At 58.2% G+C, this 16,260-nt stretch carries 15 protein-coding genes; 7 read left to right on the top strand and 8 right to left on the bottom strand.

Annotation, left to right across the window (positions count from 1 at the left end; translation table 11 throughout):
• The first annotated feature begins 11 nt into the window (after positions 1 to 11).
• Complete coding sequence (locus F7R20_RS14075) at positions 12 to 1,520, top strand: DUF6630 family protein (RefSeq protein ID WP_003197938.1); 1,509 nt, start codon at positions 12 to 14, stop codon at positions 1,518 to 1,520.
• A 57-nt stretch (positions 1,521 to 1,577) separates the two neighbouring features.
• Here F7R20_RS14075 and F7R20_RS14080 read toward each other — a convergent pair whose 3' ends face one another.
• Entirely contained in the window at positions 1,578 to 2,123 is a 546-nt protein-coding gene (locus F7R20_RS14080; protein WP_013692300.1) for a DUF4256 domain-containing protein, read from the bottom strand.
• 406 nt (positions 2,124 to 2,529) lie between these two features.
• On the opposite strand from F7R20_RS14080, the gene F7R20_RS14085 reads away from it, so the two are divergent.
• Positions 2,530 to 3,042: a GNAT family N-acetyltransferase gene (locus F7R20_RS14085; RefSeq protein WP_003197928.1), complete on the top strand. Its 513-nt coding sequence runs from the start codon at positions 2,530 to 2,532 to the stop codon at positions 3,040 to 3,042.
• A 125-nt stretch (positions 3,043 to 3,167) separates the two neighbouring features.
• Here the strand turns inward: F7R20_RS14085 and F7R20_RS14090 are convergent, their stop codons facing one another.
• The 4 genes from F7R20_RS14090 to F7R20_RS14105 form a co-directional block, all read right to left on the bottom strand.
• Positions 3,168 to 3,917, bottom strand: coding sequence for a hydroxypyruvate isomerase family protein (locus F7R20_RS14090; protein ID WP_003197927.1), 750 nt, complete (start codon positions 3,915 to 3,917; stop codon positions 3,168 to 3,170).
• 41 nt (positions 3,918 to 3,958) lie between these two features.
• Complete coding sequence (locus F7R20_RS14095; RefSeq protein WP_003197921.1) at positions 3,959 to 4,612, bottom strand: arylsulfatase; 654 nt, start codon at positions 4,610 to 4,612, stop codon at positions 3,959 to 3,961.
• 38 nt (positions 4,613 to 4,650) lie between these two features.
• Positions 4,651 to 5,355, bottom strand: coding sequence for a hypothetical protein (locus tag F7R20_RS14100; RefSeq protein WP_003197919.1), 705 nt, complete (start codon positions 5,353 to 5,355; stop codon positions 4,651 to 4,653).
• Between the two features lie 295 nt (positions 5,356 to 5,650).
• The gene (locus F7R20_RS14105; protein WP_003197917.1) at positions 5,651 to 6,811 is read right to left on the bottom strand and encodes a hypothetical protein; all 1,161 of its coding nucleotides are present in this window, start codon (positions 6,809 to 6,811) and stop codon (positions 5,651 to 5,653) included.
• A gap of 290 nt (positions 6,812 to 7,101) precedes the next feature.
• Here F7R20_RS14105 and F7R20_RS14110 point away from each other — a divergent pair, with 290 nt between their 5' ends.
• Entirely contained in the window at positions 7,102 to 7,518 is a 417-nt protein-coding gene (locus F7R20_RS14110; protein WP_003197916.1) for a VOC family protein, read from the top strand.
• A 408-nt stretch (positions 7,519 to 7,926) separates the two neighbouring features.
• Here F7R20_RS14110 and F7R20_RS14120 read toward each other — a convergent pair whose 3' ends face one another.
• On the bottom strand, positions 7,927 to 8,379 hold the full coding sequence (locus F7R20_RS14120) for a MarR family winged helix-turn-helix transcriptional regulator (RefSeq protein WP_003197914.1): 453 nt from the start codon (positions 8,377 to 8,379) through the stop codon (positions 7,927 to 7,929).
• A 175-nt stretch (positions 8,380 to 8,554) separates the two neighbouring features.
• On the opposite strand from F7R20_RS14120, the gene aceE reads away from it, so the two are divergent.
• Complete coding sequence (gene aceE / locus F7R20_RS14125) at positions 8,555 to 11,224, top strand: pyruvate dehydrogenase (acetyl-transferring), homodimeric type (protein WP_003197912.1); 2,670 nt, start codon at positions 8,555 to 8,557, stop codon at positions 11,222 to 11,224.
• Between the two features lie 945 nt (positions 11,225 to 12,169).
• Here aceE and F7R20_RS14130 read toward each other — a convergent pair.
• Both F7R20_RS14130 and F7R20_RS14135 read right to left on the bottom strand, forming a co-directional pair.
• Positions 12,170 to 12,397 carry a hypothetical protein gene (locus F7R20_RS14130; protein ID WP_003197910.1) on the bottom strand — a complete coding sequence of 76 codons (228 nt, stop codon included), beginning with the start codon at positions 12,395 to 12,397 and terminating at the stop codon, positions 12,170 to 12,172.
• The gene (locus tag F7R20_RS14135; RefSeq protein ID WP_003197908.1) at positions 12,394 to 12,906 is read right to left on the bottom strand and encodes a type VI secretion system amidase effector protein Tae4; all 513 of its coding nucleotides are present in this window, start codon (positions 12,904 to 12,906) and stop codon (positions 12,394 to 12,396) included. The genes F7R20_RS14130 and F7R20_RS14135 overlap by 4 nt, the downstream gene beginning before the upstream one ends.
• Positions 12,907 to 13,263: 357 nt before the next feature.
• On the opposite strand from F7R20_RS14135, the gene dctP reads away from it, so the two are divergent.
• The 3 genes from dctP to dctM all read left to right on the top strand — a co-directional run bounded on the left by dctP (position 13,264) and on the right by dctM (position 16,237).
• Positions 13,264 to 14,259, top strand: coding sequence for a C4-dicarboxylate TRAP substrate-binding protein DctP (gene dctP / locus F7R20_RS14140; protein WP_003197905.1), 996 nt, complete (start codon positions 13,264 to 13,266; stop codon positions 14,257 to 14,259).
• A 65-nt stretch (positions 14,260 to 14,324) separates the two neighbouring features.
• Positions 14,325 to 14,957 carry a TRAP transporter small permease gene (locus F7R20_RS14145; RefSeq protein ID WP_003197903.1) on the top strand — a complete coding sequence of 211 codons (633 nt, stop codon included), beginning with the start codon at positions 14,325 to 14,327 and terminating at the stop codon, positions 14,955 to 14,957.
• Positions 14,954 to 16,237 carry a C4-dicarboxylate TRAP transporter large permease protein DctM gene (dctM, locus tag F7R20_RS14150; RefSeq protein WP_003197901.1) on the top strand — a complete coding sequence of 428 codons (1,284 nt, stop codon included), beginning with the start codon at positions 14,954 to 14,956 and terminating at the stop codon, positions 16,235 to 16,237. The genes F7R20_RS14145 and dctM overlap by 4 nt, the downstream gene beginning before the upstream one ends.
• Positions 16,238 to 16,260 lie beyond the last annotated feature (23 nt).

A 16,260-nucleotide genomic window follows, 5' to 3' on the forward strand; every position in this document is an offset into this window, starting at 1 on the left:
AGACAGCCGCGATGCAATCGCCATTTGATCCGTTGGTTCATATCGATTGGAAAACACCGGGCAGCGACTTGCTCGGGCTGTTGCAGCATTACTATCCCGACATCGGTGTGTTTTCCGGCCCGGAATTCGAGGCGTTGTTGGATGAGCTGTCCAACGAAATGCCCGAGGTCTGCTTCGAGGCGCTGGCGCCGGTGTTGGCGGCTCAGGGTTACGACTTGTGGAACCTGGATGCCGGTGGCGATGATTATCGGCCGGTGATTGTCCCGGTCGATCAGCGCGAGGCGTTTGCACAACACTGGCGGGAACAAAACGCAGAGCCAGGCTACACGCCGACGTTGATCGAGCCGCCGAAACCTGTCGCAGTCGAGCGCAAAAAACCCAAGGCCAAACGCAGCAAGTTGAATTGGCTGCAGGAAGTCCATGACTATCCCGGCACCACCTATGTGCATGAATACAACTACCGCAACGGTTGGGCCGCCATCACCGAGCAGGACGAAGACCAGTGGTTGTGCTTCCTGATCGATTACAACCAGTGGCCGCCCACCGAGCAGGACATGCTCGAACACCGGACCGATGGCGTGGACGGCGCGGACTTGCAGCTCATCGATGCCGATGCCCAGCGCAGCCTGTGGAAACGTCGGGTCGTACGCGGCGATTACAGTGCGGATGACCGTTATCAATACGAGATTCGGCAAGGCGATGAGATCGCGGCGTTCGGGCCTGCCGGGGTGCAGTGGCCGGAGGTTGAACAGCCCTGCGTGGTGGTGGGCTCGGAGATATTCGAACGCCAGCGTATTTACGAACCCGAGCATTTGACGCGGATCTGGCGGATCACGGCGGACAGCAGCGAGGTGATTTTCGAGTACGCGGATGAACTGACGATCCTGCCCATCGGCCCTGGCCGCTTGCTGTTCATGCAGCACAACGGCCCGAAGTGCTGGGTCTGGAATCAAGACCCGCCGCACCAGGCCATCGTCGCCAAACCGATGCCCGCTGAGGCTTATAAGCTGCGGGCCTCAACCGCGTACCTGGGGGGTGACGAGATCCTGTTGTTCAGCGAAGGCGCGCGGCAGAACGTCGAGCACTCGGGTTATCAGGAGACGGTGCTGTTGGCGTGGCGCTTCAACTTCATGACTGGCACTGCGACAAAGGCGACATTGGATGGTTTCGGCAGTGAGCTACGCCAGGACACGCGCCTGCTCGTCACGCAGCCCAAGCAGGTCATTACCTTGCGCACGTTTCACGGGCAGCTTCATGTGTCCCGGGGGCATGGGGATTGGTGGGTGTGGAGTTATCGCGCCAATACGTTTGGGTCGCAGACGCTGGCGTGGTTTTGGAATCAACGCAGCAATGAGGTGGTGAAGCTGTCGACCAAGGACATCCCGCGTATTAAACCGGATGTTCGTTACGTGCCGGCGCAGGATCGGTACCTGGCGTTTGAGACAGAGTTTGTGGCGCGGTTGCCGGGGTTCAGTGAGATGGTTGAGGCCAAGGGGTGTGAGGTTTTGGTTTTTGAGTGAGACGGTTACGCAGGAGCTTTTGTGGCGAGGGAGCAAGCGCCCTCGCCACAGGTTTGCTTAGATGCTTAGCACGCCGCGAAACCCGCGCGCCGCGTAATACGACTGCACCCCATTGTGGTAGATGAACACCCGGCCATAACGGTAGTCGCCAAAAATCGCCCCATCGAGCGAGCGAAGCGCTGGAGGGGTTGCCAGCCAACTGGATGTCTTGGCATCAAACTCACCGAGCGTTTGCAGAGCTCGGTACTGGTCTTCCGTCAGCAGGGCGATACCCATTTCTTCGGCCATTTCGACGGCACTGCCCTTGGGCTTGTTCTCCTTGCGTGCATCCAGGGCGGCGCGGTCGTAGCAGAGGCTTCGGCGACCGGTTGGGCTTTCTTTGGCGCAATCGCAGAAGGTGACAGCGCCGGTTTTCGGATCGAGGCCGATCACGTCCGGCTCGCCTCCGGTGGCTTCCATGGCCTGGAGGGACTTCAGGGCATTGGGGTTGGCTTCAAGCCGGGCTTGGATGTCGGCCCAAGAGATACCTGGGTGGCGTTGGGGATTTTGGTCGAAGCGGGCCTTCAGGGTGTTGAGCAAACTTTCTTGTTCTTGTTTTTTCATGGTCCTGGAATCCATTGATGGTCGGTTGCAAGCCCCGCACTTATTGCCCACAGGAGGCTAGAATAAAGACCTGCCCGGTGGTACTCACCTGCGTAATGCCAAGGCTTCCTATCGGGGTAAAGGGATAGCTGCCGGTCGTCAAGGTCAATGGTTTAGAGTCGAACTCGGTATCCGGCGTAAAAAACAATGTGGTTTTTACGCCGTCTCGCCGTTCTTTGGGCGCCAGCGCCAGGTTTTTTTATTCAGCGCTTCGTCTTGATTGGTGTAGTCGTTAAGGTGGTTCATTGGAATCCCTCCCGATGTTGCATTCAGAGCGAATACTTCACTCTAGACAGCGTATTTCACACCGTCCAGCGAGGGGCCTTGTTCCACGTTGCCCGCCAAAATGAGGCCTGAGTGCTGCCCAATGGTTACAGAAAACGCTTCAGACTCGTCCCTGAGTTTTCGTCCAGCCAACCTTGATCAAGACAGCGACGTTTGCGTGCATTTCTTCGAGGACATGCTGCTGTGTGCGTTTGGTTGCGCACAACAGCTACACGGTCCCGATGGTAGGCAGCGATACCTTCAGTCGCTGCAAGAAAAAGCAGCCGCGGTTCCTGGCAGCGTTGTCCATGCCTGGGATGAAACACGGATTGTGGGACAGATAGAGATATCGCTGCTGAAGACAGAACCTGCAGTGGGTTACATCCACTTTTTCTATCTCATCCCTGACTGGCGATCACGCGGTGCCGGGAAGTTGCTGTTGGCTTACGCGACCGACTTTCTTGCGGGGCTGGGCTGCGAGCGGATGAGATTGTCGGTGAGCGAAACGAACCAGAGGGCGGCGCAGTTTTATAGCCACCATGGTTGGACTGATATCGGGCCCAGACAGGACAAGCCAGAACTGCGCTTGCGCTTGATGGAAAAGCCCATTGGCTAAGGGCCTGTGGTGCAATATCGGACTTTGAGATTCTGGCTCCTCGAAAAAGAGCGCGTCGTATCGGAAGGGGAAATGACTTCCTTGAAGTATCCGGCGCTCAAGATAATGCCTTCACACTCCTTCAGTTAAGCACTGAACTGCTTGATCCAATCAAGGCCTGCCACGGTAGAGCCGGCGGGACGGTATTCACAGCCGATCCACCCTTGGTAGCCACGCCGCTCCAGGTCTGCGAACAAAGCCGCAAAATCCATGCTCCCCGTCCCTGGTTCATGACGCCCCGGACAGTCGGCAATTTGCACATGGACGGTTCGGTCATAGAAACGAGCCAGGATATCCGCCGCGTCCCCGGTCAGCCGTTGGGCATGGTAAAGATCGAGGATCAGCCCAACACTCGGGAACGTCTCCAGCACCTGCTGCGCCCTGCTGAAGTCGGACATGTAGTAGTCCGGCATTTCCTGCACGCAGATGACTTCGATCAACGGCCGCAACCCCTGGTCTTCGAGAAATTTGACGGCGTACTCCAGATTGCGCCCATAGATAAGCGCGGCGTCTTCCTGAGTCGTAACGCCCGACATGATGTGGACATCCGAACACGCCAGCGCCTTTGCATAGCGAGCAGCCTGGAGCAAGCCGCTGCGAAACTCCTCGTCCTTGCCGTGCAAGGCTGCGATGCCTTTGGTCACGCCAGCCGGTGCAGCGAACTGGATCAACGGCAGGTTGTGTCGAGTCAGATGATCGGCCAGAAGACTGGCGTCGAACTCATAGGGCGACGGGAATTCCACCGCGCGAAAGCCCGCAGCAGCGGCGGCTTCGATGCGTTGTAGAAAAGGCACTTCATTGAATTGAAAACCGAGATGAGCGTTGAACTTGGGCATTGGGTAAATCATCCATCCTGGGAAGAAACGAAATCATCCGTTTAGAGCAACTTGCGCAGCGCCAGCACGGCACTGTCGGGTGTGGTCAATACCGGTAGTCCGGAGCGAGCCTGGGCCTGTTCGGCAGCACTGGTCATCGAAAACTGGGCGAAACAGATCAGGTCGCAACCCTCGACCCGGGCGGCCATTTCCACGATGGCGGCATCGTGGGCTTGCGGGTTGCCGTCTTTCAACGCCTGCAATGCCCCCGGAACGAAATAGGGCACCACTTCCACCGCGCGGCCACTGCGCTCTGCCGCTTGCTTGAACTCGGGCATCATCGAGGTAATGGTGGGTTCGAACGTTGCCAGCACAGCAATGCGCGATGCCTGGCTCAGCGCCTGGTCGATCATGGCTTCGTTCGGCTTGAGCACGGGAATGGCCACTTCGGGTTTAACCAGGTCGATGGCATCACCAAAGGCCGAACAAGTAAACAGAATGGCATCCGCCGCGCTTTGTACGGCGTAATGGGACAGCGTCAGGAAGCGCGCTTTCATGCTCGTGGTCAACTCGCCCTCTTCCACCCGGTCCTGGGGCAACGAGTCCTCGAGCAGATTGATGATCCGTGCCTGCGGCCAATGCCGGGTAAAAGCCGCCGTGATGGGCTCGATTGCCAAAGGGGTTGCGTGGATCATGAAAATTCGTGGAGCCTTCATGCTCATGTGCCTCGATAAGGTTTTTCGGCCAGCAGCAACTACCGCTCAGCCTCTCCCTGTGGATAAATGTCGCTCACATTCAACGACAACTTTGCCGCCACTTCTTGTCCGTCGGCTTTGCTGAAGCGCAACTGAAATTCCTGGTACGCAGGACCGGCCCGCCAACGGTCAACTTTCAGGTTTTGGTGGAGGGTACTTTCGCCGGGTTCGAGCTGCCCGAACAGCGGATAGCCTGCATTGGTAAACAGTTGCTCCGCTTCATACCAGTCCATCTCCTTGTGCAAGGCTACGAGCGGCTCCACCATTGCCCATGCCGCCGGAGATACTTTTTGCCCGACATCCAGGAAGACCACCTTGCTTTCTTTCGCGGCGATCAGGAATGGCAAAGTCATGGACTCGCCCGTCGAATCGAACAGCTTTGAATTCATGCCGGCGTACGCGTCACTGCTATTTCCCCTGCGTTCCGATATTCGCCAGCCGATAACGCTTTCCGGGTTGAAGCTGTTATTGGTGAGGATGATTTTGTAGCGCTGCTTGAACAGCACCTCCTGGTCATCCTGGTAGGCTTTGTAGAAGGACACTTTGCTGTGTTCAGCGCCGACCCGGATGATGAGTGGAGTTCTGCGGCTGGCGACGCTGTCCTGGTATTGCTGGTAGCTGAAGTAGGCTGAGGCGATGGAGACGATCAAAGCCAGTGTTGCAATGGCGTCTGTTCGAGTGAGGGAATTGAACCATTTCATCATGAGGTGGCGCGTCCGGGCATTGGTGTTGGCTAAAATGACGTCATCGCGAACAGGCTCGCTCCCACAATCATCAGTGTTCGCAGCATTTTGTCTCACCAGAACCCTGATTCCCCATCAAACCAGGACATTCACTCTCCCCCCCGTCTGTGAATGGGTCATGAGCCCACGATAGGACTGAGGCAGGTTGCCAGCGCGGAAGCGAATCTTGCCATCACCATGGGGTGTACGCTGGCGTACGACTTGGCTGGGTATCCGGTATAGGGGTCCTTGATTGGCAACCTTGCCTGATCGGCGTCTACGTTTGCTTGGGCGCGGCCGTCGCGCCAGGCAATATCACCACGTCACTGCGTTGCGTGACGATGCAGACATGTGAATGTTCTGGCCATTGGCCCAGGTGCGTGCCGCTCAAGTCACCGGGGCACAGCAGAAGAACATCCCCAAGGGAAAAGAGTGGAAAGGCCTCTACAACCGGGAGATCCAGGCTCGCGTCCACCGTTCCCCAGCTCGCCGGATCAAAGTCTTTGGCCTCAAAATTCTTCAACAACCGATATTTGAGTGGAGTCGTTTCACGCACCCCCATCATCCCCGCCGCCTTGAACACCACGGTAGAGCTCGCGCCCGGATACGTGGCGACAACCACCAAGGTGACAAGCAATGCCGATCCGAACGACAACAGCCCGCGGGCGACGATATGTTTTTTGCTCACGAAGAAGATCAAGGCTGGTAAGAACAACAAGACGACCGCCACCATGGAAATGACCATCAGCGAGTTGATCGCTTCCGGGGTGTCTTTGCCCGTGTACGACTTCAGCAATATCAACATCGGGTAGACGGCGGCGAAAACGGCGATTATCAAAATAGAGTAGGCAAAAAAGAATACGCCTGCCTGATGCCACCAAACCCCAAGGCCTTTGAGGTTGTTAAAGAGGGACACCAACTTCAAGGCCATTCGAATTCTTTGCGATTTCAACGATAAGCCCAAGACCGCGCTCATGCCTGAAAGGATGACCAAGGCGACAATCCAATGCTCGAGCTTAGGCGCCTGGAACGCAAAGGCCACAAAAATCAACGACCCCACGACCGCCGCCCAGAAAAACCAGCGGGCAACCGTTGGCCTGAGGTTGGGCGTCTGGTTGAAAAAAGACACGGCTAAGGCGTAGAACATGGTAGTGACACACATCACCACCATGTAAAGAAACAGGACAAAGGCAACCACTCCCATCCACGGAAGCAATGCAGAGAGCTTCTTATCGAACACCAGCGGTAAAAGGTCGATCCGATCGATCGCCTTCGCGTACGTCATCAGGATTCCAAAACTGAGCACCGCACTGATTAACGCCCCCAGACTGCCTATCAGGCCCCAATGCTCCGCCATCAATTTCAGCGCCGCGTAGATATCCTGTTGGAATGAGGCAGGTTTCTGTTTCTCGTCCGTTGTGCCGAATTCTTGCTCCATTACCTTTTCCTTTTCCATTCCAAACTGAACAATGAGGAGAAACACAGATGGATGCGCACGTCTCCAGAATCACCCTATCGACCGCACGTCGATGACCTTTAGCCTGCAGGATACCGGGCGTAAAGGGGAGCTGGTTCGCGATGCGACCGGTCTAACCTGCGATGTTGTATGTGCTGCCGTTTTCGCGAGCAAGCTCGCTCCCACAGTTTTTTGTGTTGAGATGACATTCCAGCATGAATAGCTAAGGTGAAGTAACCCGTAGCGTCCATCACTGAGCACATGAGGCCCGTATGAAGAACTTCACGATTCAACGTATTGACCACATCGTCCTGCGCGTAAAAGACATCGAGCGCAGCCTCGCTTTCTACACGTCGGTGCTTGGTTGCGAGCTCAAGAAGCGCCGGGACGATCTTGGCATGATTCATCTGGGCACCGGTGTTTCGATGATTGACCTGGTAGCCGTCGACGGGCCTCTCGGTCGCCAGGGCGGGCCGGCGGCCGGAAAGCAAGGGCACAACGTCGATCACCTCTGCCTGCGTATCGAGCCGTTTGATGAACAGGCCCTCCTCGCGCATCTGGCTTCAGCTGGCCTGGAGGTTGAGAAAGCGCAGAAGCGCTATGGCGCGGAGGGCAAGGGTTGGTCGATTTACTGCTTCGATCCGGACGGCAACCAGATCGAGTTGAAGGGGCCGGCGTTGGAGCCTTGAGTTCGACAGGCCTGACCCGTTCCGCGACATCGGCCGAGCTTTGTGCACTGTCCAATGAATCGGCCAACCGGGGCATTTTGTGCAATGACATAGCAACCTCGCCTTCGCGCTGGCCCAAGGGTGCCCATCCCTGGGTACCGCTCTGGTTGGTCGCCAACCCGCAATGCCTGCCGTTCGACCCCGCCAGTGGTGCCGAGGTGCACGCCATTGCCCTGGCGGCTTTGCAAAGTTTGTATGTGGAAGGCGATGACGGCTTTTACAACATGGCGCTTCACGACCAACCTGATGACTTCATCACACCCAACGCCCCCTCTGCGCGAGTCAGGCCCTCAAGGGCACGTACAGGCTCGCCGGGATCGATGCCGATTCAGCGCTCCCTCGGGTGCGCTTGCTGGGTGCGGGCCGGCGTCAGCGCGCTCGTCCGCTGTTGCGCGCCGCGCTGGCCGCTCGCTCCAGCGCGTCACTGAAGACGCGCTGCTGTGCGTCGTCGAATTGCGACAAGAACAATTCCTCCACTGCCCCTTCGTAAATGTTCCACATCTTTTTGCGCAATACCTTCCCGCGTTCGGTGATGGCGGCGTATGCGCCCCGGCCGTCATCGCTGGCGCGGCTGCGCGTGACCAGGCCTTCGGCCTCCAGGCGGTCCACCAGGCGAGTGAGGTTGTAGCGCTCGATGGCCATCACGTCGGCCAGTTCGTTCATGCGCCGGGTGCCGTCAGGGCCGCTTTCCAGACCCCATAACGCGTCATACCAGGCGTAGGCCGGCAGCCCGGCGGCGGCCAGCCGACGTTCGATTTCGCGGATCAGGCAGCGGTGCGCCCTGACGAATCTGAACCAGGTATCCGGCTCGCTTGAAGACATGCATCACCTTTTTCATGAGATCGATTTAGTTGCAATTGTAGCGCGCGACAGGCTAAGTTCTCGCACGTAGTTGCAATTGCAACTACAAACATTCTTGAAGGTTGGCGTCGATCCACGCCCCTTAGTCAGGCACCAAACGACTCGGTGCTGCTGCACTGTCCAGGAGAAGACAACGATGGCTCAACAACCCATGTTCCTCGACGAGGATCCACAAGAGACTCGCGAATGGCTCGAATCCATTGAATCGGTGGCGAGCGTCGAAGGGCGGTCTCGCGCCCACTACCTGATTGACCAGATGCTGGATTTCGACGCCAACCGCCATGGCGATTTTTACGGGCGCGTCACCACGCCCTACGTCAATACCATTCCATCCGACCGTCAGCAGCCTTATCCCGGCGACCTGGCCATAGAGCGCCGGATAAACGCCTACATCCGCTGGAACGCGTTGGCCATGGTGCTGCGCGCCGGCAAGCATTCGAACGTGGGTGGACACATCGCTTCCTATGCCTCGGCGGCCGTTCTCTACGATGTGGGCTTCGAGCACTTCTTCCGTGGCCGCACCGAGCAGTTCGGTGGCGACATGGTGTACATCCAGGGCCACTCCTCGCCGGGCATCTACGGGCGTGCTTATCTGGAAGGTCGCCTGGACGAAGCACAGCTGGACAACTTCCGCCGCGAGACCGACCGCGATGGTGTTTCATCCTATCCGCATCCAAGGCTCATGCCGGATTTCTGGCAATTCCCCACGGTGTCCATGGGGCTCGGGCCGATCACCGCCGCGTACCAGGCGCGGTTCATGCGCTACCTGGAAGATCGCGGGCTGAAGGAGCATCAGGGGCGCAAAGTCTGGGCGTTCCTCGGTGACGGTGAAATGGACCAGCCGGAATCGCTGGCGGCAATTTCCCTCGCGGGCCGGGAGAAGCTCGACAACATCATTTTTGTCGTCAACTGCAACTTGCAGCGCCTCGACGGACCGGTGCGCGGCAACAGCAAGGTGATCCAGGAATTCGAAAGCCTGTACCGCGCAGCCGGCTGGAACGTCATCAAGGTGATTTGGGGCAGCGGTTGGGATGCGCTGTTGGAAAAGGACAAGACCGGCCTGCTACGCCAACGGATGATGGAGTGCGTCGACGGCGATTATCAGAACTACAAGTCCCAGAACGGCGCCTATGTGCGGGAGCATTTCTTCGGCAAATACCCCGAGTTGCAGGCGCTGGTCAGTGACCTGAGCGATGACGACATCTGGAAACTGTCGCGCGGTGGCCATGACCCGGAGAAGGTCTACAACGCCTACGCCGCCGCCATGCGCCACACCGGCGGGCCTACGGTCATCCTGGCGAAAACCGTGAAAGGCTTCGGCATGGGCGAAGCGGGCGAAGGCCAGAACATCAACCACCAACTCAAGAAGATGGGCGAGGATGCGGTCAAGGCGTTCCGTGATCGTTTCGGCCTGGACCTCACGGACGATCAATTGGGCGACATGCCCTATCTCAAGCCCGCAGCGGACAGCGTCGAAGCCCTTTACCTGCAAGCCCGGCGCACTCAGTTGGGCGGCTACGTGCCTGCGCGCTTCAGTGCGGTGGAGCCTTTGCAGATCCCGCCATTATCGACCCTGGACACCCAGCTCAAAGGCACCGGCGAGCGGGCGATCTCGACGACCATGGCCTTCGTGCGCATCCTCGGCACGCTGCTCAAGGACCCGAACATCGGCAAGCTGATCGTGCCGATCGTCCCGGACGAATCACGCACGTTCGGCATGGAAAGCCTGTTCCGCCAGATCGGCATCCATTCCCATGTCGGCCAGTTGTACACGCCTCAGGACGCCGGCCAGCTGAGCTATTACAAGGAAGCCCGGGACGGCCAGATCATGCAGGAAGGCCTGAACGAATCCGGCGGGATTTCTTCCTGGATCGCGGCGAGCACTTCCTACAGCACCCATGGCGTGATGACGGTGCCCTTCTACATTTTCTACTCGATGTTCGGCTTCCAGCGCGTCGGCGATCTCGCCTGGGCCGCTGGCGATGCCCGCGCCCGGGGGTTCCTGCTCGGCGCCACCTCCGGCCGGACCACGCTGATGGGCGAAGGCCTGCAACATGACGACGGCCACAGCCATGTGCTGTCCTCCACCATCCCCTGCTGCGTGTCCTACGACCCGACCTACACCTATGAACTGGCGGTGATCATCCAGGACGGCATGCGGCGAATGTATGTCGACAACGAGGACATTTATTACTACATCACCCTGCTCAACGAAAACTACGCCCATCCGCCCATGCCCGAAGGGGTCGAGCAAGATATCCTGAAAGGCATGTACCGGCTCTCAGCCCCTGCGCAGCTCAGCGAAGGCAAGCATGTGCAACTTATGGGCTGCGGTTCGATCCTGCGCGAAGTCGTCGCCGCCGCGCAGTTGCTGGAGCAGGACTTCGGCGTCAGCAGCGAAGTGTGGAGCGTCACCAGCCTGACCGAACTGCGTCGGGACGGCCAGGATGCCGAACGCTGGAACCTGCTCCATCCACAGCAGGCACCTCGTATCAGCCATGTTGAAAGCTGCCTGCTGGATAAACAGGGGCCGGTGGTGGTGGCGACCGACTACATGAAGATATTCGCTGACCAGATCCGCCCGTTCGTGCCCAAACGCCGCTTCGTGGCCTTGGGCACCGACGGCTTTGGCCAATCGGACACCCGTGAATCGCTGCGCCGGTTCTTCGAAGTGGATCGCCACTTCATTGTGCTGGCGGCCTTGAAGGCGCTGGCTGATGACGGGGCAATACCGCGGGAAAAAGTGGCCGAGGCGATTGTGCTTTATGGCATTGACCCGGAGAAACAGAACCCGACAGCGGTTTGAGCCCTTCCCTCTTGCAGCGGCATCCCCAGCGGCGCTGCTGTGAGCAGCCAGGATCAAAAACTGTGGGAGCGGGCTTGCTCGCGAATGCGGTCTGTCTGAGACGGTGATGTTGGCTGTGCCGCCGGCATCGCGAGCAAGCTCGCTCCCACAGGGGGACTGTGGTGAGCGCAGAATTCGTGAACACCTGGGATCAAAACTGTGGGAGCGAGCTTGCTCGCGATAGCGGTGTGTCAGCGGCGGTGATGTTGACTGTGCCGCCGTCATCGCGAGCAAGCTCGCTCCCACAGGGGGACTGTGGTGAGCGCAGAATTCGTCAACACCTGGGATCAAAACTGTGGGAGCGAGCTTGCTCGCGATAGCGGTGTGTCAGAGGCGGTGATGTTAGCAGTGCCGCCGTCATCGCGAGCAAGCTCGCTCCCACAGGGGGACTGTGGTGAGCGCAGAATTCGTCAACACCTGGGATCAAAACTGTGGGAGCGAGCTTGCTCGCGATAGCGGTGTGTCAGAGGCGGTGATGTTAGCAGTGCCGCCGTCATCGCGAGCAAGCTCGCTCCCACAGGGGGACTGTGGTGAGCGCAGAATTCGTCAACACCTGGGATCAAAACTGTGGGAGCGAGCTTGCTCGCGATAGCGGTGTGTCAGAGGCGGTGATGTTGGCTGTGCCGCCGGCATCGCGAGCAAGCTCGCTCCCACAGGGGGACTGTGGTGAGCGCAGAATTCGTGAACACCTGGGATCAAAACTGTGGGAGCGAGCTTGCTCGCGATAGCGGTGTGTCAGAGGCGGTGATGCTGGATGTGCCGCCGTCTTCGCGAGCAGGCTCGCTCCCACAGGGATCTCTGGCGAACGCCGAACTTGTGAACAGCCGCAATCAAAAACTGTGGGAGGCGGTGGCTGCGGAGGGTGGACTCCCTGTCACAGATTTTGTGCTGACTTTGGCTGCCTGGCTAGATTCGAGGTTTGCGCCGTCGACTCCAGACAATGCCCACCGTCGCAGCCACGACCACCACCCCGACATTGCCAAACAACCAGATCGCAAAGTTGCGGCTCTGGTCTGCTTCGCTCTCGTAGAACGGCCCGAAATAACTACCAACGGCCATGAACGCCAAATTAAATGTACCGACCGCCAACACGATGATCAGGAGAACAAACAAAGTTTCCTTGATGACGTTCATATGACTTTCCAGAACCAGATGTCCTTGGAATCGTGAAAGTCCGAGAACGTGCCTTCGATCGAAAAACCCATTTGTATACGTGGGTAGCTCAGCCAATCCGTCAGGCGACGGCCATTCCACAGGTCGATGTGATCGCCGCTGCGGTTGGTCGTGGTTTCGTTTGCCCGACGCCAGAAGTCCTTGAAGAAAATAACGCCCTGCTGCCCGCTCAGGGTCTCTTCGAATTCTTCGCTTTTAATGGTCTTCATGGCCTGCAAGCCAGGAATCTTGGCGCGGCTCAAGGCCTTGGCGAGCTCTTCGGCGGCCAATATGTGCCCGTCGCTCTTGGGGTGTTGCCAGCAATGTCGCACGCTTTTGAGCTGACTCATGTCTGCACCAGCGCGACGCAGGGCCACGCCGAGGTTGATCGCGCATTGGTCACTGAAGTTCTTGGCACCATTGGTTCTGCAAGGCGCGGCATCACCAAATATCTGCGGATGGCTTTTCCACAACGTGTCGAATGTAAACATTCTGCCCTCTCCATGAGGTTTTTATCCTGGACGAATAGCCTAGCAGACCTGCTCGAACCATGGATTCAATAAGCGCTGGCGCAAGATTGAAAGCCAGTAGCCATCACCGCTCCTTTATGGTTTCCTGCCCCAGCACGGTTATTGACTGAAACCTTTCGAAATGACCCGTTTGTGATGTTTCAGCCCGACGCAAGGAGGGCTCTAGCGCAACCTGTCGAGATGTACAGCCAAAGGACGGTTTTCCTGTTAACCGCACTCGACAAGTTGTTTTTCTGCCTAGACTCATCATTGTTCCGCCGTGCGCTGTGTTTTGAATGAGCCCGCACGAAAATACTAAAAACAAGAGGAAAGCCCGTAATGTTCAAACCTATCTGGAAAGCGCTCGCTTGCACATTGGCCCTTAGTGCGATGAGCACGGCCATGGCGGCAGATCCGGTGGTGATCAAGTTCTCCCATGTGGTCGCCGAACAAACACCAAAAGGCCAAGGCGCGCTGCTGTTCAAAAAACTCGTGGAAGAACGGTTGCCAGGCAAAGTGAAGGTCGAGGTCTACCCCAACTCTTCACTGTTCGGCGATGGCAAGGAAATGGAAGCCCTGCTATTGGGCGACGTGCAGATGATCGCGCCGTCACTGGCCAAGTTCGAGCAATACACCAAGACCGTACAGTTGTTTGACTTGCCGTTCCTGTTCGATGACATCTCCGCCGTGGACCGTTTCCAGTTGAGCCCTGAAGGCCAGAAGCTGCTCAAATCCATGGAAAGCAAGAACATCACCGGCCTGGCTTATTGGCACAACGGCATGAAGCAGCTGTCGGCGAACAAACCCCTGCGTGAACCCAAGGATGCTCGTGGCCTGAAGTTCCGCGTACAGGCATCGGCGGTACTGGAAGAGCAATTCAAGGCGGTGAACGCCAACCCGCGCAAGATGAGTTTCGCCGAGGTTTACCAAGGTTTGCAGACCGGCGTGGTCAACGGTGCGGAAAACCCGTACTCGAACATCTACAGCCAGAAAATGCATGAAGTGCAGAAGTACATCACCGAATCCAACCACGGTGTACTCGACTACATGCTGATCACCAACACCAAGTTCTGGAACGGCCTGCCGCCGGACATCCGCACTGAACTGGACAAGATCCTGGTAGAAGTCACGGCCCACGTGAACAAAGAGGCCGCGCAACTGAACGAGCACGACAAACAGCGCATCCTCGACGCCAAGACCACCGAGATCATCACCCTGACGCCAGAAGAACGTGGCGAATGGCGCGACAAGATGAAACCGGTATGGAAAAAGTTCGAAGGTGATATCGGCGCTGACCTGATCAAAGCCGCCGAAGCCTCCAACAAGGCCCAGTGATTGGTTGGCCGGTGCTGCCGCCCTGGTAGCGCCGGCCTGTCGTCCCCCACAGGAGAGGTCACGCCATGAACGCCCTTCGGCGCATCTGGGAACACTTCGAGGAAGCTTTCATTGCCTTCCTTCTGGCCGCCATGACGCTTGTAACGTTCGTCTACGTGGTACTCAACAATCTCTATACCGTTTTCTATAGCCTCGGCGACCAATGGTCAGCCGCGAGCGAGTCGATGTTCGCCATTGGTGACACCGTCATGGGCATGGCCCAGGCCATGACCTGGAGCACGTCACTGACCAAGGCCCTGTTTGGCTGGCTGATCTTTTTCGGGTTGTCGTACGGCGTGCGCACGGCCGGGCACATCGGCGTCGATGCGCTGGTGAAACTGGCGAGCAAACCGGTGCAGCGCGTCATCGGCGTCATTGCTTGCCTGTGCTGCCTTGGCTATGCCGGGCTGCTGGCGGTGGCGAGTTTCGAATGGATCAACACCTTGATGATTGCCCAGATCGGCGCCGAGGATCTCGGCCATTTCGGCATCATGCAGTGGCATATCGGGTTGATCGTACCGGTCGGTTTTGCCCTGGTGTTTATCCGTTTCGCAGAAATTCTCGTGCGGATCCTGCGCAACCGCCAGACCGGTCTGGGCCTGGCCGATGAAGCGGCCGAAGCCATCAAGTTGACCGAACATGAGGAAGACAAGCCATGACCATTGCCTTCCTGTTCATAGCACTGTTCGTGCTGATGTTCATCGGCGTGCCCATTGCCATTTCGCTGGGATTGGCCGGTTCGCTGACTATCATTTTCTTCAGCCCCGACTCGGTGCGTTCCCTGGCGATCAAGCTGTTCGAAACGTCCGAGCACTACACGTTGCTGGCGATTCCGTTCTTCCTGCTGGCCGGTGCGTTCATGACCACCGGCGGTGTGGCACGACGGCTGATCGACTTTGCCAACGCCTGCGTCGGGCATATCCGTGGCGGCCTGGCGATTGCGGCGGTGCTGGCTTGCATGCTGTTTGCGGCGTTGTCGGGCTCAAGCCCCGCGACGGTGGCAGCGGTCGGCTCCATCGCCATTGCCGGGATGGTGCGCTCGGGTTATCCACAGGCGTTTGGCGCAGGCATCGTGTGCAACGCCGGGACCCTGGGCATCCTGATTCCGCCCTCGATCGTGATGGTGGTGTATGCCGCGGCGACCGAAACCTCGGTGGGCAAGCTGTTCATGGCCGGTGTGATTCCCGGCTTGTTGTTGGGTTTTTTCCTGATGGTGGCGATCTACATCGTCGCTGTGAAGAAAAACCTCCCAGCCCTGCCCCGGGCGACGCTCCGTGAATGGTTGAGCACGGCACGCCAGGCCATCTGGGGCCTGCTGCTGATGTTCATCATCCTCGGCGGGATTTACTCCGGGATGTTCACCCCCACCGAAGCAGCGGCGGTGGCGGCGGTGTATTCGGCGTTCATTGCGTTGTTCGTCTACAAGGACCTGACGTTCCGTGAGACGCCGAAAGTGCTGCTGGAGTCGGCCAAGCTGAGCATCATGCTGATGTTCATCATCGCCAACGCCATGCTCTTCGCCCACGTACTGACCACCGAGCAACTGCCGCAGCAAATCACCGCATGGGTGATCGATGCCGGCTTGACGCCGGTGACCTTCCTGCTGGTGGTGAACATCGTGCTGCTGGTCGCGGGCGCGTTCATGGAGCCTTCGGCGATCATCCTGATCCTGGCGCCGATCCTGTTCCCCATCGCCATGAAGCTGGGCATCGACCCGATCCACCTGGGCATCATCATGGTGGTGAACCTGGAGATCGGCCTGATCACGCCACCGGTGGGATTGAACCTGTTCGTCACCTCGGCGGTGACCGGCATGTCCCTGCCCGCCACCATCCGCGCCGCCATGCCATGGTTGATGATTCTGCTGGCGTTCCTGGTGCTGATTACCTATGTGCCGTGGATCTCGCTGGTGCTACCGAACTGGTTGGGGATGAGTTAAGCCCAACCGAACACAGACCTGCG

This window comes from Pseudomonas brassicacearum subsp. brassicacearum, assembly GCF_008801605.1.
GTDB classification, from domain to species: Bacteria; Pseudomonadota; Gammaproteobacteria; order Pseudomonadales; family Pseudomonadaceae; genus Aquipseudomonas; species Aquipseudomonas brassicacearum.